Here is an 18,662-nt window from a genome sequence, read left to right as displayed (position 1 = left end):
ATTGTGCCGGAGCCGCCCGACGTGACCACCTCCACTCCATTGCGCGCCTTGCGCGGCCGCCTGCTCTGGTTCGTCGACGATCCGGAGACGGCGGGCGAGGCCGCGCATCGCTATGTCGAGGACGGGCTGCTTGTCATCGAGAGCGGCTTGGTCAAGGCGGCTGGCGAGGCGCGGGACCTGCTGCGGACGCTGCCGGCCGATGCTGAGATCGTCGACCACCGCCCGCATCTGATCATGCCGGGCTTCATAGACGCCCATATCCACATGCCGCAGACCCAGGTGATCGCCTCCTATGGCGCGCAATTGATGGAGTGGCTGAACAAATATACCTTCGTCGAGGAGCAGAAGCTCGCTCAGCAGGGCCATGCCGAGAAGCTCTCGCGCTTTTTTCTCGACGAATTGCTCGCCAACGGCACGACCACGGCGGCGGTCTATTGTTCGGTCCATCGGCAATCGGCGGAGGCCTTCTTCACGGAATCGGAGCGCCGCAACACGCGCATGATCGCCGGCAAGGTGATGATGGATCGCAACGCGCCGGAAGCGCTGACCGATACGGCCGAGAGCAGCTATCAAGATTCCAAGGCGCTGATCGCGCGCTGGCACGGCAAGGGCCGGCAGCTCTATGCGATCACGCCGCGCTTCGCGATTACCTCGACGCCGGAGCAACTGGCGGCGGCGGGGAGGCTGGCGGCCGAGCATCCCGACTGTCATGTCCAGACCCATATCGATGAGAACCGAGCCGAGATTGCCTTTGCCCGCGAGCTTTATCCGGAAGCTGCTGATTATGCCGATATCTACCGGCGCTACGGCCTGCTCGGCCCGAAGAGCCTGATGGGTCACTGCATCCACATGACCCACAATGAATGGCAGGCCTTTGCGGACACCGGCGCGGTCGCGGTGTTCTGCCCGACCTCGAACCTCTTCCTGGGTTCAGGCCTGTTCGACTGGGCGCATGCCCGGCAGCGCGGCGTCAAGGTCGCGGTCGCGACCGATATCGGCGGGGGCACCTCCTACTCGATGCTCAGGACCATGGCCGAGGCCTACAAGGTGCTGCAGCTTCAAGGGCAAAGCCTGTCGGCTTTGGGCGCCCTGCATGCGATCACGCGCGGCAATGCGGTGGCACTCAGCCTCGATCACCTGATCGGCAGCTTCGAGCCCGGCCGCGAGGCGGATGTGGTCGTGCTTGATACGGGCGCGACGCGAGCGATGGCGCATCGCATGGAGACGGTGCGCGATCTCGCGGAGGAACTCTTCGTGCTCGTCACACTCGGCGACGATCGGAATGTCGTCGAGACCTATGTGATGGGGGAATTGGCTGCTGGCACGTCATTCTCGGGCGGCGCTTAGCGCCATCCGTCATGGTCGGGCTTGTCCCGACCATCCATGCCTTCGCCTATCGAGGGCGCTGTCCAAGACGTAGATGCTCGCCACAAGGGCGAGCATGACGCCGTTGAACGGGCCCGATGCCTCAGCCGAGCACGCCGCCCTTGCGGGCGTAGTCGATATAGATCTCGCGCAGGCGCAGCGCCGTCGGGCCGGGCGCGCCGTTATGGATCGTGTGGCCGTCGATCGTGGTCACCGGCATGACGAGGCTGGTCGCGGAGGTGATGAAGGCCTCCTCGGCGTCGAGCGCCTCTTCCAGCGTGAACTCGCGCTCCTCGAAGGTGAAGCCGGATTCCGCGAGATAGGCCAGCACCGCCTTGCGGGTGATGCCGGGCAGCACCTTGTTGGAGAGCGGCCGCGAGATCAGTGTCTTGCCCTTGACGATCCAGGCGGTGGAAGAGGCGCCTTCGGTCACCACGCCGTCCTCGGTGAGCCAGGCTTCCTGCGCGCCGCTTTCCAGCGCGAACTGCTTGGCCAGCACCGGGGCGAGCAGATTGACGCTCTTGATGTCGCGGCGGGCCCAGCGCAGGTCCGGCGTCGAGACGACCTTGATGCCGGTCTTGGCTGTCGGCGCATTCACGAAGTTGCGGGCCTGGGTGAACATCACCAGCGTCGGCTGGACATCCTTCGGGAAGGGGAAATCGCGATCGGAAGCGCCGCGCGAGACCTGCAGGTAGATGCCGCCCTCATCGAGATTATTGCGCTTGATCAGCTCCTGATGGATCGCGACGAGCTCGGCCTTCGACCAGGGCAGGCCGAGGCGAATTTCGCCGCAGGAGCGCTCGAGGCGCGCGAGATGCGCCTCGCAATCGACGAGCTTGCCGCCGATCACGGCCGAAACCTCATAGATGCCGTCGCCGAAAATGAAGCCGCGGTCGAAAACGGAGATCTTGGCCTCTTCCTCGGGAAGATAGGCGCCATTGACGTAGACGATGCGGCTCATCGATGCGGACTCGCTGATTGGAAGGGAACGCCGGACCTTCCTAGCGAAGCTTGGCGCCGGTTGCGAGCCTCAAGGCGTGGAAACGGCCCGGCGTCTGGTGCAGGGCCGGACCTCAGGCCTTCAGGCTCAGGAACCGCGTCGGGATCGCGCCGCGCAGGTTCTGCTCGAAGCCGGTCAGCTTCAGCGAGACCAGGTTCTTGGTTGAGTAGTGCAGTACCGGAATCCACGGCTCGTCGCGGATGACGATGCTGTCGGCCTCGCGCAGGATCGCGGCGCGCCGGGCGATGTCGAGTTCCTCGGTCGCGAGCTTCATCAACGCGTCGAATTGCGGATTGCTGTACTTGCCGATGTTGAAGCCGGCATTGTCGCTCTCGAACAGGAAGAGGAAGTTCTGCGGGTCGGAATAGTCGCCGATCCAGCCATAGCGGGCGACGTCGAAATCGCCGCCATCCCGCAGATAGGCGAAATGCGTGCGGAAATCGGTCTGGACGAAACGGGTCTCGACGCCGATCGCGCGCCATTGCTCTGCGATCGCCTCGGCCGTGTGACGGTTGTTGTCGGTGGTGTTGAAGCGGAACTCGACCTGAAGCGGTATGCTGCCGAAGCCGGCCGAAGCGAGCAGGCGCTTGGCCTCGTCTTCGCGTTCGAGCACTGAAGCGTGGCGGAAATCGAGTTCGGCACGCTCGCCGTAATTGCCGATATGCGGGGGTATCACGCCATAGGCCGGCAGCATCGTGCCGCCCCAGATCCGGTCGGCGATGAATTCGCGATCGATCTGCAGCGATAGCGCCCGCCTGACGCGCTCGTCGTCGAAGGGCGGCTTGGCGCTGTTGATGATCAGGAAATAGGTCGCGAGATAGGGGCCGATCCGGACCTGGTCGCCGAGCTTTTCCTTCAGGCTCTTGAACTGGTCAGCGGGGATGTCCGTGGTGAGATGCAGTTCGCCGGCCTGGAAGCGCCGCACCGCCGCTGCGAGGTCGGACGCCGGATAGAAGATCACGGTATCGATCTTCACATCGGCGGCCGCATGGAAATGCGGGTTGCGGTCGAGCCGGATATGCGAGTTCGGCGCCAGTTCCCTGAGCATATAGGGGCCGTTGGTGATCCAGTTCTCCGGCCGCTCGGGCTCCTGCGCCGCCTTGGCCACGCTGGGTGGGTGCACGGGCAGGGCGCTCTGATGGGTCAGGAGCTCGAGCAGGTAGGGCGTCGGCTGCTCCAGTGCGATCTCCAGCGTGCTCTCGTCTGGAGCGGTGACGCCGAGCGTTTCCAGCGAGGAGCCGGCAGCGGCCTTGTGGATCGCCTGGGCATTGCGGATCGGGAAGAGCAGGTTGGCGTATTTCGCGCCGGTTTCCGGATTGACGATACGCCTGAAGGAATAGACGAAATCCGAGGCCCTGACCGGGTCACCGTTCGACCATTTCGCGTTGCCGCGCAGCTTGAAGCGCCAGCTCTTGCCGTCCGGACTCATTGTCCAGCTTTCGGCGACGCCGGGTACGACCTCGCCCATCATATTGTGGATCACGAGGCCCTCGCGCAGGTCCCGCAGCAGATGCGCTTCGGCGACGGTGGAGGTTTTGTGCGGATCGAGCGTCTCGGGATCGCCGTCATTGCCGCGGTGGAAGACAATCCGGCCCTGGGCGGCGGCGCGGGTCGCGGCCAGGATGGCAGCGAAGGCCAAAGGGGCATGGCGGCGCGTGACGTCGAGCATGGCAACCTCCCTCAAGCCGGGCGTCGTTGCGAGCGATGCCCGACTTCAGGGGGAGTAGACCCTGTCGAATTGAGTCTGCCAAGCGCGAAAACGACGGCGAGGCCGCGGTTTTCGCTCGTTGTTTGTCAGGGGGTGGCTATAGGCTCAACGGCTGGCCGCTTCCGCCGCGCTTTCCTGGGCTTCGACCACCGCGACGGCCGTCATGTTGACGACGCCGCGCGCCGTCACCGAGCCGGTGAGGATATGGGCGGGCTTGGCCGTGCCGATCAGGATCGGCCCGACCGGCAATGCGTCGGCCATCACCTTGGCGAACTGGTAGGAGATGTTGGCCGCGTCGAGATTGGGGAAGATCAGGACGTTCGCCATCTCCTTCAGCGTCGAGGAGGGCAGGACGCGCTCGCGGATCAGGGGCACGAGGGCGGTATCGGCCTCCATCTCACCGTCACATTCGAGATGCGGCGCCCGCTCGCGGATCAGCTTCAGCGCCTTGCGCATCTTCAGCGAGGAGGGTGTGTCGGCCGCGCCGAAATCGGAATGCGACAGCAGGGCGATCTTCGGGTCGATGCCGAAGCGCTGGACATGGCTCGCCGCCAGCACGGTCATGTCGGCGATCTCCTCCGCCGTCGGATCGTGCTTCACATGGGTGTCCGACATGAAGAAGGCACCCTTGTTGGTGATGATCAGGGTCATCGCCGCAAGGTCGCAGACGCCGGGCGCCATGCCGATGATGTCCTTGATATGCCGCAGGCGCGACATGAACCGGCCTTCGAGGCCCGAGATCATCGCATCGGCCTCGCCGCGGGCGACGGCGAGCGCCGCGATCACGGTGTTGTTGGTGCGCACCAGCGAGCGAGCCGCCTCGGGCGTGATGCCGCGCCGGCCGGCGATGTCGAGATAGGTCTGGACGTAGTCGCGATAGCGCGGATCGTCCTCGGGATTCACCACCTCGAAGTCGACGCCGGGCTTGAGCGACAGACCGAAGCGCTGGATGCGCGTCTCGATCACGCTCGGGCGGCCGATCAGGATCGGCACGGCGAGCCCTTCCTCCAGCGCGACCTGGGCGGCGCGCAGCACGCGCTCGTCCTCGCCCTCGGCGTAGATCACGCGCTTGGGGTCGGCCTTGGCCTTCTGGAACAGCGGCTTCATCAGGAAGCCGGAGCGGAAGACGAAGCGCGAGAGCTGCTCGCGATAGGCCTCGACATCGACCAGCGGCTTGCGGGCGACGCCGGTCACCATCGCCGCCTCGGCGACAGCGGGCGCGATGCGCATGATCAGGCGCGGATCGAACGGGTTCGGGATCAGCGAGTTCGCGCCGAAGGTCGAGGCCTCGCCACCATAGGCGCGGGCCGCGATGTCGGAGGTCGCCTCGCGGGCGAGCGAGGCGATGGCGCGCACCGCGGCGAGCTTCATCGCCTCGTTGATCGTCGTCGCCTGCACGTCGAGCGCGCCGCGGAAGATATAGGGGAAGCACAGGACGTTATTGACCTGGTTCGGATAGTCCGAGCGGCCGGTGCAGATCATCGCGTCGGGGCGCACGGCGAGCGCATCTTCCGGCGTGATCTCGGGATTTGGGTTGGCCAGCGCCAGGATCAGCGGCTTCGTCGCCATCTGCTTGGCCATCTCGGGCTTCAGCACGCCGGCTGCGGAAAGGCCGAGGAAGACGTCGGCGCCGCCGATGACGTCGCTGAGCGTCCGGGCATCGGTCTCCTGCGCGTAGACCTCCTTCCAGCGGTCCATCAGCGTGTTGCGGCCCTTGTAGACCACGCCGTCGATATCGGTGAGCCAGATGTTCTGGCGCTGCGCGCCGAGCTCGACCAGCAGGTTGGTGCAGGCGAGCGCGGCGGCGCCGGCGCCGGAGACGACGATCTTGACGTCGGCGATCTTCTTGCCCGCGAGGTCGAGCCCGTTCAGCACCGCGGCGGAGACGATGATCGCCGTGCCGTGCTGGTCGTCATGGAAGACGGGGATCTGCATCCGGGCCTTCAGCTGCTCCTCGATCTCGAAGCATTCCGGCCCCTTGATGTCCTCGAGATTGATGCCGCCGAACGTCGGTTCCAGCGCTGCGACGACCTCGACGAATTTCTCGATGTTCTTCTGCTCGACCTCGATGTCGAAGCAGTCGATGCCGGCGAATTTCTTGAAGAGGACGGCCTTGCCCTCCATCACCGGCTTGGAGGCGAGGGGACCGATATCGCCCAGCCCCAGCACGGCGGTGCCGTTGGTGATGACGGCGACGAGATTCTGGCGCGAGGTCAGCTCGGCGGCTTCCGAGGGATCGTCGACGATCGCCTCGCAGGCGGCGGCTACGCCGGGCGAATAGGCGAGCGCCAGGTCGCGCTGGTTGCCGAGCGGCTTGGTCGCCTGGATCTCGAGCTTACCCGGCCGAGGCTGGCGGTGATAGACGAGCGCGCCCGAGCGCAGATCAGTGGAGAGCGTGCTTTTCATGGCGCGAGGATCCCTGCAGTCCGAAGGATGCTGGTCGCGCGAAAGCCCCCACGCCGTCAAGCCGTCGGCGCCGCCAGCAGTTTCGCCGGGGCGGAAAGGATGAGGCGGCTGCGAACTTGAATCAATTTGGCAAGATGCTGAATCGGCATGCGAGAATCCGCACGCAAGCGCCGGAAACGATTCGATAAATCCCCAGCGCCGTCGGCGCGAAATTCAGAACGCCTTGAAGGTGATGATCGTATGGGTGTCGGCGATCTCGGGGATCGACTGCACTTTCTGCGCGACGAAATGGCCGATATCGACATCGGCCGCGACGTGGAACTTGGCCAGGATGTCGTAGTTGCCGGCGGTCGAATAGATCTCCGAGGCGATCTCGCGATCGGCCAGTTCGCTGGCGACCTCATAGGTCTTGCCGAGCCTGCATTTGATCTCGACGAAGAAGGTCTGCATCGCGCGCTCCGAAACTCTGTTGGGTCTGGATAGAATCCTCTGCGTGGTAAGATCAAGCGCCGGCGAGCGCGGCGATCCGTCGGGTCATCGCATTCTCCGGATCGGTCAGTCCGGCGATCACGGTGAAATGGTTGGCTCCGGGGATTTCCTCGTAGCGCGTCGTCACGCCTTCCAGCCCCCAGACATCGGTGAGGCGGCGGCTCTGCCGGTGGTACTCGTCGCTCTCGGCGCCGCCGACCACGGCATCCATGGTCAGCCGCGACGGCGCCGGCCAGAACAGCGGGCTTTCCAGTTCCGCGGCAGCCAGGTCAAGGTTCAGCGCCTTGTTGATGCTGGTCTCGGTCAGGGGCTTCAGGTTGTAGAGGCCGGAGATGCCATAGGCTGCCGGCACGAGCTGGTCTGGCAGATCCGGGTCGACATTCTTCCAGTCGGTGGCAAGCGTGCAGGCGCTGAGATGGCCGCCGGCGGAATGCCCGGTCGCGATCACCGGCAGGCCGAAACGCCGCCACAGCGCCGCAGCCGCCTGCTGCAATTCCCAGACGATGTGGCCGAGATGGACCTGCGGGCAGAGATCGTAACCGACGACCGCGACCGGCAGGCCGAGCCGGTTCAGCCCGCGCGCCATATGCGAGAAATAGCTGCGGTCGAGCGCCTGCCAGTAGCCGCCATGGATGAACATCACCAGCGCGTTGCCGCGGATCGTCTCGGGCTTGAACAGGTCGTAGGCCTGGCGCTCGCCCTCGCCATAGGAGACGTCCAGCTCGCGCAGGGCCTCGGCACGGTAGGCGGCGGCATCGGCCTGCCAGCCGGCGATGATTCCCGGATGTTCCGGCACGCGGGCGCGGTTGTTGTACTCGGTCTCGTAGTCCGGCGACATCGATCTTCCATCGCTGAAGGGCGTGGGTTGGCTGGGCCGCACCGTGGCAGCCCGGCGCCCTTCGCGCCAGCGCTTTTGACAGGACCCCGCGTCAGCGCCAAAAGGCGGCAAGCCCGGCGCAAAGGGCAATGGAGGTCGCCATGGAAAATCCCGTTCTCGCCGAGGTCACGCGCGGCAATGTCGTCGAATCCCGCCATCGCGGCGCGGCGATCGTCGTCGATGCCGAGGGCGGCGTGGTGTTCTCGGCGGGCGATGTCGAGCGCCCGGTGTTTCCGCGTTCGGCGGTCAAGGCGATCCAGGGCCTGCCATTGATCGAGAGCGGCGCCGCCGACCGCTACGGGCTGACGGAGGCCGAGATCGCGCTCGCCGTCTCCTCGCATTCCGGCGAGCCGCTCCATGCCGAGACCTCGCTGGCGATGCTGCGCAAGGCCGGCCGCGATGCCGGCTGCCTCGAATGCGGCGCGCATTGGCCGTCGAATGAGGTCGTCTCCCGCGCCCTGGCGAAGTCTGGCGCCGAGCCGAGCGCCCTCAACAACAATTGCTCCGGCAAGCATGCCGGCTTCGTCTGCCTGTCCTGCAACATGGACGAGGACCCTGCCGGCTATGTGAAGGCGAGCCATCCCGTGCAGCAGGCCGTGCGCGGCGCTCTGGAAGCCGTGACCGGTGCCGTCCATAGCGCCGATCGGATGGGCACCGACGGCTGCTCGATCCCGTCCTACGCCGTGCCGCTTTCGGCGCTGGCGCTGGGTTTCGCCCGGCTCGGCACCGGCCGTGGCTTCGGGCCGGAGCGGGCGAAGGCGGCGGCGCGCATCCGGGCGGCCGCTGCAGCCCATCCCTTCATGGTCGCTGGCACCGGCCGCTACGACACGCGCCTGATGGACCTGCTCGGCGCGCGCGCCTTCACCAAGACCGGGGCCGAGGGCGTCTATTGCGCCGCGCTGCCGGAACTGGGCTACGGCATCGCCCTGAAATGCGATGACGGCGCCGGCCGCGCCGCCGAGATCGCGCTTGGCGCCCTGATCGCCCGCTTCCTGCCGATGGACGATGCCACGCAGGCAGCCTTCGCGCCGCTGCGTGAGACCGTACTGAAGAACTGGAACGGCATCGAGGTCGGCCGGATTCGCGCGCCGGCGGCCTGAGGCCTCAGCGCACCGCGTTGTTCGCGACCACGATGCCGGAGGCCCTCGCGTCGGGAGCCTTCGTCAGGTCGCCGGTGACCGGTTTGCCGTATTCGGTGCCGATCACGGCGCCGTCGCGGGCCTCGGAAATGACGTTGTTGGCGATCAGCGCGTTGCGTTCCTTGGGCACCAGCGAGACCGAGATGCCGATCCCGGTCTTGCGGATGACGTTGCCGGTGGCGGCGAGATTGCGCATGCCCCATGACCAGCCGAGCGCGATGCCGATATCGCTGGCGTCCTCTATGACATTGCCGGTCACCGCCGCTTCCGCCTCGACATGGATGCCGTAGCCTCCGGTCGGCTCCTTGCTGTAGGGCACGGCCTTGCGCGTCGCCTTGCGGATGATGTTGTTGGCGCAGACCGCCATGCGCCCGCCCTGGTCGAGATTGGTCATGGAAGCGCCCGACGCGCAGTCCTCGACATGGTTGTTGGCGATGATCGCGCCTTCGAAGGCGAACTCGCTGTAGAGCGCGACCTCGCCGCAGCGCCGCCCCTGGTTGCCGAGGATCTGGACGCCGGAGCCGGAATTGTTGCGGATGAAGCTCAGCGCGCAGTCGCGCAGCTGGTTGCCCTCGATGATCACGCCCCCGGCGCGGAAGACGCTGATGCCGTTGCCGTTCTGGCCGCTGCCGCCACTATCGGTGCGGATGCGCATCACATGGTTGCCGCGGACGATCGAGCCGTCGTCGCCCGGCTGGCTGCGCCAGATCTGGATGCCGTTATTGCCGCAATCCTCGACCCGATTCTGCTCGACCGTGAGGCCCTTCGAATCGATCGCGAACAGCGCCGCGTCCCGCATGTCGCGGAACCGGCTCGCGGTGACGCGCCCGCCGCAGCGGTCAAGCGTCAGGCCGACCGAGCCGGCCTTGGCAAAGGCGCAGCCGGAAATGGCGATCTCGCCGACGTTCTCGGCCATGAGCAACCCGCTTCTCTGAGCAGCGGGGATATCGAGTCCGTCAAAGCTCAGGCCGGTGAGCGCGGCCCGCCCGATATTGCGGGCGATCAGGAGGGGCTGGCCACTGGCCGTGACGAGATGCGTCTCGCCGGGCACGCCGACGATCCGGGCGTTCTCGGGCAGGGCGACGCCGCCGATCCGGTAGCGGCCGGGCGGCAGGAGGAGCGGTGCGCCGCGCGCGGCAGCTTGTTTGAGGGCAGCTTGGAGTTGCCGCGACTGATCCTCCGCGGCACCGGGGCGCAATCCGAGTTGGCCGGCGTCTAGGCCAAGATGGCCAAGCGGGCCGGCGGCCGCGCCGCGCGATTGCGCAGCGGTGGGCAGAACGACCGAGGCCGTGCCGAAAAGGCCCATCGCCAGCACATTGCGTCGGGAAAGCGCCATGGAAGCTCCTGTTCGGCCGGCGCGAATCAAGCACTGTGCCAGCTTCACCTGTGTCGATCTGGCACCGAGGCTCGCTGCGCCGGGATCACAGCCCCAGCGCCCGCGCGATCTCGTCGGCGGCGGATGTCGGGGGGAGCTTTCCGGCGGCGACGGCCGCCTCCAGCTCCGGCGTGCGGGCTTTCAGGGCCGGGTCGTGCCGGAGCCTGGCTTGCAATCGATCCTGCACCATCGCCCACATCCATTTCACATCCTGCCGGCGGCGCTTTTCGGCGATCAGACCCTTGGCCTCGAAGCGGGTGCGGTGGTCCTCGATCCTGGCCCAGAGCTTGTCGAGCCCGAGCCCCGTCAGCCCCGAGATCGTCACGACCGGCGTGCTCCACAGGGGCGAGGCGGGGGCGAGGATATGGAGCGCGGCCTTGTATTGCGCGGCGGCTGCGCGCGCGGCCATGGCGCCGTCGCCGTCCGCCTTGTTGACCGCGATCATGTCGGCGAGCTCGATGATGCCCTTCTTGATGCCCTGCAATTCGTCGCCGGCATTGGGCAGCATCAGCACGAGGAAGAAGTCTGTGAGGTCGGCGACCGCGGTCTCCGACTGGCCGACGCCGACCGTCTCGACCAGGATCACGTCGAAGCCGGCGGCCTCGCAGAGCAGCATGGTCTCGCGCGTCTTGGCCGCGACCCCACCCAGCGTGCCCGAGGAGGGGGAGGGGCGGATATACGCATTGGGATCGACCGCGAGCCGGGCCATCCGCGTCTTGTCGCCGAGAATCGAACCGCCGGTCCGGGAAGACGAGGGGTCGACCGCGAGCACGGCAACCTTGTGTCCGGCCGCGGTCAGGTGGCTACCGAGCGCGTCGATCGTGGTCGACTTGCCGACGCCGGGCACGCCGGTGATGCCGACCCGAATCGCCCGGCCGGTGTGAGGGAGCAACTGCTGGATCAGCGCCTGTGCCTGCTCGCGATGGTCGGCGCGGCGCGATTCCGCCAGCGTGATCGCGCGGGCCAGCGCAGCGCGCTCGCCGGCGAGAATGGCATCGCGCAGGGTGTCGGATGGGGAGCTGCTGCTGTCGACCATGCCGCCAGTTAGCAAGCTGCCGGCGCGGGCGACAAGGCGTCCTTGCACCACTTGTTTCATCACTGTGTCATGTGCGCCTCTTGTGAATCCGCCGCGGCGATGAGACGACTTGGCGATGATGTGCGTGGCGATGCGGCTTCGTGTTTTCCTGTTGGCCCTGTTTCTGCCGCTGGCGCTCGTGGCCTGCGGCACGCCGCGCGTGCTTGAGCTGAGTCAGGCACCGAAGGGCGATGTCGCCGGGACCGTCCAGATCTACGTCGCGACGACGCGCGAGGCCTCGGCGCAGCCGGTCTATTTCAGCGGCGAACGCGGGCCGAAGCTCTCCTTCGCCCGGCTCGACATCACCGTGCCGCTTACCCACAAGTCCGGCAATCTGGAGCTGCCCGATTCGGGACCGGGTGACCCGGCGAAGCATTTCACCGCGACTAATCTCCAGAAGCTCGATCTCGCGCCGATCGTCTCCGACGTGCGCAAAGAGCTGGCGCGGCGGCCGGCATCCCAGCGCGACGTGCTGGTCTTCGTCCACGGCTACAATACGAACTTTGCCGACGCGGCCTATCGCTTCGCCCAGATCGTCTATGATTCCGGTTTCAAGGGCGTACCGGTGCTGTTCACCTGGCCCTCGCGCGGACAGCTCCTTGCTTATCCCTATGATCGCGAAAGCGCCTTCTACTCGCGCGATTTCCTCGAGCTGAACCTGCGGGCCATCGCCCGGGATCTCGGCCCGTCGCGCATGGACATCCTCGCCCATTCAATGGGCACATTGCTGACGCTGGAGACGCTCCGCCAGGCTGCAATCCGCGGCGACGGGACTTTCGGCGGCAAGCTGCGCGATGTCATGCTCGCAGCGCCCGACGTCGATCTTGACGTCTTCAAGACGCAAATGCGCGAAATCCGGCGGCCGGTGACGGTCTTCGTCTCGGCCGATGACCGGGCGCTCGATTTCTCCCGGCGCTTCGCCGGCGACAAGAAGCGGCTGGGCGCGGTGTCGAGCAAGGATACCGAGACGATCGCGGAGCTGGAAAAGCTTGGCGTGAGGCTGATCGACCTCTCCGAGGTCTCCTCCGGCGACAGCCTCAACCATGCGAAATTCGCATCCTCGCCGAAGGTCGTGCAGATGATCGGCCAGCGGCTGCAGCAGGACAAGGGCATTGGCTTCGCCGGGCCGCAATTCGGCGACAGGCTGGGCGACGTCGCCGGCGGCGTGATGGGCACGGTGGGATCGACCGTCGGGCTCGTCGTCACCGCACCGATCACCATCATCTCCGGCGCCACGCAGTGATGTCGCCTTGGTGCAACGCGGGTGCTGCTTCCTGCAGACGGCAGCACTCTCGCCCCATTCTGGCCGCGTTGGCCTGCCTTTAGAGGTGCGGCTGCCAGTTCGGCCCCTCAAATTCTGACCGGATGCCTCTCTCCATGCCCGTTACAAGGCGCGCCTTCTCATGCCGTTCGCTGGCGCTCGCCGCGTTCCTCCCGCTCGGGCTTGCCGCCTGCGCGCAGAGCGAGGCGAGCGTGTCGCCCTTCTCCGAGCCGGAACGCGCCGATACCTCGGCGCTCGGCAAGGACCCGCGGCTGCTCGTCATGACGACGCGCCGCTCGACCGGCAACGCGACGCCTTATTTCAATACCGATCGCGGCCCGCTGACCTTCGCCGAGGCGCAACTGTCGCCGCCCGGGCGCGGCATCGCGGGGCGTGTCTCCTCGGCGGTGAGCGGCGACTGGGCCGTGCTCGGCATTTCGCGTGAAACGACGGCGGACGCGACGCGGGCACTCTCGGACGCCGTGAACGGGCGCGATGTGCTGCTTTACATCCACGGATTCAACGAGAGCTTCGAGACGGCCGCCCGCAGCGCCGGCCAGTTGTCCCATTCGCTGGAGTTCCAGGGTCGCACGGTCCTGTTCACCTGGCCCTCCGGCGGCAAGCTCTTCGACTACGCCTACGACCGCGAGAGCGCGCTCTGGTCGCGCGACGGTTTCGTCCAGTCGCTGCAGGCGCTTGTCGCCAACCCGACCGTCGGCCGCATCCACATCGTTGCCCATTCCATGGGAACCTTCCTGACGCTGGAAGGCTTGCGCGAGCTGCGCGATTCCCGGGAAATCTACGCCCGGATCGGTTCGGTCGTGCTGGCCTCGCCCGATGTCGATATCGACGCCTTCGAGCAGACGGTGAAGAAGATCGGCCCCCTGGCCCAGCGCATGACCGTGATCATCGATCCCGGTGACCGGGCACTGGCCGTCTCCGCCCGCATCGCCGGCGGCGTCGCGCGGGCCGGCGCCGCGGATCGCTCGCGGCTGGAAGCATTGGGCGTCCGGGTCGCGGACACCTCCGGCCGGGGCTGGAGCATGCTGCGTCACGATCTCTTCCTGTCCAACAGCGAAGTCACCCAGGTCGTGCGCCGCGCCATGGACCGTGGCGGCGCCTGAAGGAGCGCAGAATGCTGCGGCTGACCGGGACATTGGCGGTCGTCGTGCTTGCGCAGGGCTTCGGCCTCTCCTCGGCCTTTGCCGAGACGCCGCCGCTCTTCGCCGGGACCGGGCCGGCCGAAAGCAGCTATGCCGATCCGCTGCCGGCCACCGTCGCGGTTTCGACCTATGCGCCGCCGGCCTGCGCGGCCAAGCCCTGCCCGCTGCTGATTGCGATCCACGGCATGGGCCGCAATGCGAGAGGCGCCCGCGACGCCTGGAAGGCCGCTGCCGACCGAGGCGGTTTCCTCGTCCTCGCCCCACGCTTCGACAAGGAGCAGTTTTCCAGCCGCCGCTTCCAGCAAGGCAATGCGCGCGGCGAGCCCGACAAGGCGAAATGGACATTCGGCCTGATCGAGAGGCTGTTCGATGTCGCCCGCGCCAGCGGCCGCGTCGCCGGAGGTAGCTACACGATCTTCGGCCACTCCGCCGGTGCCCAGTTCGTGCACCGCATGGTCATGCTGATGCCGGATGCGAGGATTGCGACGGCGGCCGTGGCGAATGCCGGCTACTACACGCTGCCGGTTCTCGCTGGCGAGCGCGCTTATCCCTATTCGCTGAAGGGCACCCCGGCTGTGGACGCCACGCTCGCAGCCGCGCTGTCCAAGCCGATGCTGGTGATGCTCGGCGACCGCGACACCGATCCCGACCATCCCCAGCTCAACAAATCCCGCGGTGCCGAGGAGCAGGGGCCGACCCGCTTCGCGCGCGGAGAGCACTTCATGGCCGCGGCCCGCGACGAAGCGCGCCGCCTCGGAGTGACGCTTCGTTGGCGCGAGGTCGTCGTGCCGGGCGTGGCGCATCAGCAGAGCGGCATGGCCGAGGCTGCTGGAGCCGAGCTGTTCGGCGTCCGTTGATAGCGTCTAGATCGGGGGCAGGCCGGAGCGCTTCTTGATCGTCGCCAGCGCGAAATTGGATTCGACCGACTGGATGCATTTCAGCCGCGTCGCCTTTTGCTTCAGGAAGCGCTCATAGCCCTCGATGCCGTCCGTGACGACGCGCAGCAGGTAATCCTGCGAGCCGGTCATCAGATAGCATTCGGCCACTTCGCTCCAGCTTTCGACGGCTTTTTCGAACTCGGATATCTGCTCCTGGTTCTGCTGGGTCAGCCGCACCGAGACGAAGACGCTGAAGGGCAGCCCATAGGCCTTCGGATCGACCACGGCCGTGTAACCCTGGATGACGCCGGTCTCCTCCAGCCGCTTCAGGCGTCTGAGGCAGGGCGTCGGCGACAGCCCGACGCGCTGTGACAGGTCCTGGTTGGTGATGCGCCCGTCCTCGCGCAGCACGGCGAGAATCCGGCGGTCGATGCTGTCGAGCACGATATGCTCCATCCCTGTCAAAATTGAGCAGAAAGCTGCTCAACGCATAGTAGGATGATGCTGATCGGCCAAGCAATGGCGCGCTGATCGGAATAATCTGGCGGCAGAAACCGGCCTGCGTTGCAGGATCTAAAGGGAGACGGCCATGAGCGCAGACAACTACCACAAGGACCGGATCGCCAACCGCAAGCTCCATCCCGAGACGCTGATGATGGGCTTCGGCTATTCGCCGGCCATGTCGGAGGGCTCGCTGAAGCCGCCGGTCTTCCTGACCTCGACCTTCGTTTTCGAGAACGCCCAGCAGGGCAAGGACTTCTTCGACTTCACCTCCGGCCGGCGCCAGCCCAAGCCCGGCGAGAAGCCCGGCCTCGTCTATTCGCGCTTCAACCACCCGAACATGGAAATCCTCGAGGATCGTCTGGCGATCTGGGACGAGGCCGAGAAATGCGCCGTTTTCGCCTCGGGCATGGCCGCGATCGCGACGACCTGCTTTGCCTTCCTGCGCCCGGGCGACACGATCCTGCATTCCCGCCCGCTCTATGGCGGCACCGAGACGCTGCTGAAGAACCAGATGGGCGCCTTCGGCGTCACGCCCTTCGGCTTCACTGATGGTCTCGACGTCGCCCAGATGCGTCAGGTCGCCAAGGAAGCGGCCGCCGAGGGCCGCGTTGCGATGATCCTGGTCGAGACCCCGGCCAACCCGACCAACGGCCTCGTCGACCTCGCCGCCTGCAAGATGATTGCGGACGAGCTGGAGAAGTCGCAGGGCCATCGCCCGCCGGTCGTCGTCGACAACACCATGCTCGGCCCGAAATACCAGAAGCCGCTGAAGCAGGGCGCTGACCTGTCGCTGCTCTCGCTGACCAAATATGTCGGCGGCCATTCCGACCTTGTCGGCGGCTCGATCAGCGGCTCGGAAGCCCTCGTGCGGCAGGTCAAGGCCTGGCGCGGCTCGCTCGGCACGCAGGCCGATCCGAATTCCTGCTGGATGCTGATGCGCTCGCTGGAGACCCTCGACATCCGTATGAGCCGGGCCAACGAGAACGCCAAGCTGGTGGCGGAATACCTGGAGAGCCATCCGAAGGTCGCCAGGGTTCATTATCTCGGCAATCTCAAGGACGGCGACCCGCGCAAGGCTGTCTTCGACCGCCAGTGCACGGCGGCGGGCTCGACCTTCGCCTTCGACGTCAAGGGCGGCGAGAAGGAGGCTTTCGCTGTGCTCGACAATCTCCAGATCATGAAGCTCGCGGTCAGCCTCGGCGGCACGGAGACGCTGGTCTCTCACCCGGCCGCGATGACCCATTCCGGCGTCGCTCGCGAACTGCGGGAGGAGATCGGCCTGACCGATGCGCTGATCCGCATTTCGGTCGGTATCGAGAATATCGAGGACCTGATCTCGGATCTGGCGCAGGCCTTCGAGGCGGTCTGACCGCTTCGAAGTCCTAGACCCCGACCCGCCCCCAGCCCGGCAGCTTCAGCGCCGGGCTGCGCAGGTCGAGCCCGGCGACGAGGCCGAGCAGGTTGATCTCGACGCCCTCGACCCAGCCCACGGTCACGCCGGCGAGGCCATAGAGCGAGGCCTGGATGCCGGTGCGGCTGGCGGTCAGCCCGGCGAAGAGGCCGTCGTCGCGCCAGTCCTTGCCGAGCGCTGTCGGCGGCAGCGCCTGATGGAGCTCGGGCACCTCGGCCAGGACATGCTGGACGAAGCTGTTCGAGTTCGGGCCCGGCCAGGCGAGATAGCTGCCGGGGCTGGAATAGGCGTAATCCGCCACGGCTGCCCTTATGCGCGGGATCAGGTGCTCCGCTGCCTCGCCCCGGATTTCGACGACGGATTCCGGCATGTTGCCGAACCAGCGACCATCGGCGTCGCGGTGATTGACCCTGAGCGGCGCGCCCCAGCCGACGACGTCGAAGCGCGTATAGGCGGAAGCTCCGCGCTCCTTCACTACGATCCAGGAATGATGGGCGAAGATGCCGCGCCAGCGACCAACGCGGGCGGCGAAGACGTGCACCGTCGCTTCGGGCTCTACGGAAGCCGCGGGCAGGAGTTTGGCACTCGTCCAATCGGCGCGTCGCCAGTCCGGCGCATGCGTCTGCCAGTACCACCAGCCCGCATGGCTCGCGAGCGGCAGCAGGAAGGCGATCGCGAAGAACAGCAGGAAGCGGCGGAACAGGCGCATGCGGTACGGTATGTGCATGGCGGCGCGAGCCGGCAAGGATGCGGTCGTTCACGCTTGCGTCAGGCGCAGCTTGCCTGTGCGCGGGCGTTCGGTCGCGCCCGCTGGCGGTTGATGCCGAGGGGAAAGCTGGTAGCGTGCGCGCGCCAACACGATGGAGGGGCGGATTGGGTAGGACGGCGAAGCGACTGACCGAGGCGATTGCGGCTTGCGCGATCGGACTGGGACTTCTGGCCACACCAGTGGCCGCGCAGGACAAGCAGCTGCGCATCTTCAACTGGTCGGACTATGTCGATCCGGAGGTGCTGGACGCCTTCAAGAAGGAAACCGGCATCACCGTCGTCTACGACACCTTCGACCAGATGGAGACGGTGGAGACCAAGCTTCTCGCCGGCAAGACCGGCTACGACCTGATCGTCGTCACCGCTTCCTTCCTGCCGCGCCATATCCCGCTGGGCCTCTACCAGCCGGTCGACAAGGACAAGGCGCCGAACCTCAGGAATATCTGGCCCGAAATCCAGACACGGCTCGGCAAGTACGATCCCGGCAACAAATACGCCGTGAACTACATGTGGGGCACCACCGGCATCGGCTACAACGTCGCGAAGGTGAAGGAGCGGCTCGGCCCCGATGCGGTGATCGATTCCTGGAAGATCGTCTTCGAGCCCGAGCAGCTCAAGAAGCTGTCGAATTGCGGTGTGCATGTGCTCGACGCGGTCGAGGAGATGTTCCCGGCGGCCCTGCGCTATCTCGGGCTCGATCCGGACTCGAAGAAGGAGGCCGATCTCAACAAGGCCGGCGAGCTCCTGCGCAAGATCCGCCCGCATATCCAGAAGTTCCACTCCTCGGAATATATCAACGCGCTGGCGAACGGCGATATCTGCCTGGCCGTCGGCTATTCCGGCGACATCCTCCAGGCCAAGAAGCGCGCCGAGGAAGCCAAGAACGGCGTCCAGATCGCCTATTCCATCCCGAAGGAAGGCGCGCTGATGTGGTTCGACTCCTTCGTGATCCCGAAGGATGCCGGCAATGTCGACGCAGCGATGAAGTTCATCGACTTCGTCAACAAGCCGGAGATGGCCGCAAAGAACTCGGACTTCATCCAGTATGCCAACGGCAACCTCGCTTCGAAGCCGTTCCTGTCGGCGGCGGTGCGCGACAATCCCGGCATCTATCCGTCGGACGAAGTGATGGGGCGGCTCTACACGATCACGCCCTATGACCAGAAGTCCCAGCGGCTGGTGAACCGGCTCTGGACCCGCGTCAAGACCGGCAAGTGACCGGCTCCCGACAGGTCTCGAGCAC

At 66.3% G+C, this 18,662-nt stretch carries 16 protein-coding genes; 7 read left to right on the top strand and 9 right to left on the bottom strand.

Annotated elements, in window-relative coordinates; genetic code table 11:
- Positions 1-21: 21 nt before the first annotated feature.
- Positions 22-1,347, top strand: a complete 1,326-nt coding sequence (gene guaD, locus BLQ70_RS03055) for a guanine deaminase (RefSeq protein ID WP_244511883.1) — start codon at positions 22-24, stop codon at positions 1,345-1,347.
- A 121-nt stretch (positions 1,348-1,468) separates the two neighbouring features.
- Here the strand turns inward: guaD and BLQ70_RS03050 are convergent, their stop codons facing one another.
- From BLQ70_RS03050 to BLQ70_RS03030, 5 genes are all read right to left on the bottom strand, one after another.
- Positions 1,469-2,326, bottom strand: a complete 858-nt coding sequence (locus BLQ70_RS03050) for a D-amino-acid transaminase (protein WP_061964502.1) — start codon at positions 2,324-2,326, stop codon at positions 1,469-1,471.
- Positions 2,327-2,438: 112 nt separating this feature from the next.
- On the bottom strand, positions 2,439-4,034 hold the full coding sequence (locus BLQ70_RS03045) for a peptide ABC transporter substrate-binding protein (protein ID WP_091855751.1): 1,596 nt from the start codon (positions 4,032-4,034) through the stop codon (positions 2,439-2,441).
- 144 nt (positions 4,035-4,178) lie between these two features.
- Entirely contained in the window at positions 4,179-6,479 is a 2,301-nt protein-coding gene (locus BLQ70_RS03040) for an NADP-dependent malic enzyme (protein WP_061964498.1), read from the bottom strand.
- A gap of 213 nt (positions 6,480-6,692) precedes the next feature.
- Positions 6,693-6,929 (bottom strand): Lrp/AsnC ligand binding domain-containing protein, encoded by a 237-nt coding sequence (locus tag BLQ70_RS03035; RefSeq protein WP_061964496.1) that lies wholly within the window; start codon positions 6,927-6,929, stop codon positions 6,693-6,695.
- A 52-nt stretch (positions 6,930-6,981) separates the two neighbouring features.
- Entirely contained in the window at positions 6,982-7,806 is an 825-nt protein-coding gene (locus BLQ70_RS03030; RefSeq protein ID WP_061964494.1) for an alpha/beta hydrolase, read from the bottom strand.
- Between the two features lie 140 nt (positions 7,807-7,946).
- Here BLQ70_RS03030 and BLQ70_RS03025 point away from each other — a divergent pair, with 140 nt between their 5' ends.
- Entirely contained in the window at positions 7,947-8,945 is a 999-nt protein-coding gene (locus tag BLQ70_RS03025) for an asparaginase (protein WP_091856151.1), read from the top strand.
- A gap of 4 nt (positions 8,946-8,949) precedes the next feature.
- Here the strand turns inward: BLQ70_RS03025 and BLQ70_RS03020 are convergent, their stop codons facing one another.
- Together BLQ70_RS03020 and meaB are read right to left on the bottom strand one after the other, a co-directional pair.
- Positions 8,950-10,320 carry a TIGR03808 family TAT-translocated repetitive protein gene (locus BLQ70_RS03020; RefSeq protein ID WP_091855750.1) on the bottom strand — a complete coding sequence of 457 codons (1,371 nt, stop codon included), beginning with the start codon at positions 10,318-10,320 and terminating at the stop codon, positions 8,950-8,952.
- 85 nt (positions 10,321-10,405) lie between these two features.
- Positions 10,406-11,395 carry a methylmalonyl Co-A mutase-associated GTPase MeaB gene (gene meaB, locus BLQ70_RS03015; RefSeq protein WP_091855749.1) on the bottom strand — a complete coding sequence of 330 codons (990 nt, stop codon included), beginning with the start codon at positions 11,393-11,395 and terminating at the stop codon, positions 10,406-10,408.
- A gap of 130 nt (positions 11,396-11,525) precedes the next feature.
- Between meaB and BLQ70_RS03010 the strand changes: the two genes are divergently transcribed.
- The 3 genes from BLQ70_RS03010 (at position 11,526) to BLQ70_RS03000 (ending at position 14,715) form a co-directional block, all read left to right on the top strand.
- Positions 11,526-12,677 carry an alpha/beta hydrolase gene (locus BLQ70_RS03010; protein WP_170843291.1) on the top strand — a complete coding sequence of 384 codons (1,152 nt, stop codon included), beginning with the start codon at positions 11,526-11,528 and terminating at the stop codon, positions 12,675-12,677.
- Positions 12,678-12,811: 134 nt separating this feature from the next.
- Positions 12,812-13,819 carry an alpha/beta hydrolase gene (locus BLQ70_RS03005; protein ID WP_091855747.1) on the top strand — a complete coding sequence of 336 codons (1,008 nt, stop codon included), beginning with the start codon at positions 12,812-12,814 and terminating at the stop codon, positions 13,817-13,819.
- Between the two features lie 11 nt (positions 13,820-13,830).
- The gene (locus BLQ70_RS03000; RefSeq protein ID WP_091855746.1) at positions 13,831-14,715 is read left to right on the top strand and encodes an alpha/beta hydrolase family protein; all 885 of its coding nucleotides are present in this window, start codon (positions 13,831-13,833) and stop codon (positions 14,713-14,715) included.
- A gap of 6 nt (positions 14,716-14,721) precedes the next feature.
- Here the strand turns inward: BLQ70_RS03000 and BLQ70_RS02995 are convergent, their stop codons facing one another.
- Positions 14,722-15,192, bottom strand: a complete 471-nt coding sequence (locus tag BLQ70_RS02995) for an Lrp/AsnC family transcriptional regulator (RefSeq protein ID WP_091855745.1) — start codon at positions 15,190-15,192, stop codon at positions 14,722-14,724.
- Between the two features lie 133 nt (positions 15,193-15,325).
- Between BLQ70_RS02995 and BLQ70_RS02990 the strand changes: the two genes are divergently transcribed.
- Complete coding sequence (locus BLQ70_RS02990; protein WP_091855744.1) at positions 15,326-16,609, top strand: cystathionine gamma-synthase family protein; 1,284 nt, start codon at positions 15,326-15,328, stop codon at positions 16,607-16,609.
- Between the two features lie 13 nt (positions 16,610-16,622).
- Here BLQ70_RS02990 and BLQ70_RS02985 read toward each other — a convergent pair whose 3' ends face one another.
- A complete protein-coding gene (locus BLQ70_RS02985) occupies positions 16,623-17,378 on the bottom strand; it encodes a DUF3750 domain-containing protein (protein ID WP_091855743.1) in 756 nt (251 codons plus the stop codon).
- A 146-nt stretch (positions 17,379-17,524) separates the two neighbouring features.
- Here BLQ70_RS02985 and BLQ70_RS02980 point away from each other — a divergent pair, with 146 nt between their 5' ends.
- Positions 17,525-18,637: a polyamine ABC transporter substrate-binding protein gene (locus BLQ70_RS02980; RefSeq protein ID WP_280140773.1), complete on the top strand. Its 1,113-nt coding sequence runs from the start codon at positions 17,525-17,527 to the stop codon at positions 18,635-18,637.
- Positions 18,638-18,662 lie beyond the last annotated feature (25 nt).

It is taken from the genome of Allobosea robiniae (genome assembly GCF_900102525.1).
Taxonomy (GTDB): domain Bacteria; phylum Pseudomonadota; class Alphaproteobacteria; order Rhizobiales; family Beijerinckiaceae; genus Allobosea; species Allobosea robiniae.
This window is presented reverse-complemented; position numbering and strand designations above follow the sequence as displayed.

Bases quoted from the DNA above. Each gene is read 5' to 3' on its own strand.
- BLQ70_RS03020 (WP_091855750.1), bottom strand. From the start codon at position 10,320: ATGGCGCTTTCCCGACGCAATGTGCTGGCGATGGGCCTTTTCGGCACG.
- BLQ70_RS03045 (WP_091855751.1), bottom strand. From the start codon at position 4,034: ATGCTCGACGTCACGCGCCGCCATGCCCCTTTGGCCTTCGCTGCCATC.
- BLQ70_RS03025 (WP_091856151.1), top strand. From the start codon at position 7,947: ATGGAAAATCCCGTTCTCGCCGAGGTCACGCGCGGCAATGTCGTCGAA.
- BLQ70_RS03010 (WP_170843291.1), top strand. From the start codon at position 11,526: ATGCGGCTTCGTGTTTTCCTGTTGGCCCTGTTTCTGCCGCTGGCGCTC.
- BLQ70_RS03040 (WP_061964498.1), bottom strand. From the start codon at position 6,479: ATGAAAAGCACGCTCTCCACTGATCTGCGCTCGGGCGCGCTCGTCTAT.
- BLQ70_RS03000 (WP_091855746.1), top strand. From the start codon at position 13,831: ATGCTGCGGCTGACCGGGACATTGGCGGTCGTCGTGCTTGCGCAGGGC.
- BLQ70_RS03050 (WP_061964502.1), bottom strand. From the start codon at position 2,326: ATGAGCCGCATCGTCTACGTCAATGGCGCCTATCTTCCCGAGGAAGAG.
- BLQ70_RS02995 (WP_091855745.1), bottom strand. From the start codon at position 15,192: ATGGAGCATATCGTGCTCGACAGCATCGACCGCCGGATTCTCGCCGTG.
- meaB (WP_091855749.1), bottom strand. From the start codon at position 11,395: ATGGTCGACAGCAGCAGCTCCCCATCCGACACCCTGCGCGATGCCATT.
- BLQ70_RS02990 (WP_091855744.1), top strand. From the start codon at position 15,326: ATGAGCGCAGACAACTACCACAAGGACCGGATCGCCAACCGCAAGCTC.
- BLQ70_RS03030 (WP_061964494.1), bottom strand. From the start codon at position 7,806: ATGTCGCCGGACTACGAGACCGAGTACAACAACCGCGCCCGCGTGCCG.
- BLQ70_RS02985 (WP_091855743.1), bottom strand. From the start codon at position 17,378: ATGCACATACCGTACCGCATGCGCCTGTTCCGCCGCTTCCTGCTGTTC.
- BLQ70_RS03005 (WP_091855747.1), top strand. From the start codon at position 12,812: ATGCCCGTTACAAGGCGCGCCTTCTCATGCCGTTCGCTGGCGCTCGCC.
- BLQ70_RS03035 (WP_061964496.1), bottom strand. From the start codon at position 6,929: ATGCAGACCTTCTTCGTCGAGATCAAATGCAGGCTCGGCAAGACCTAT.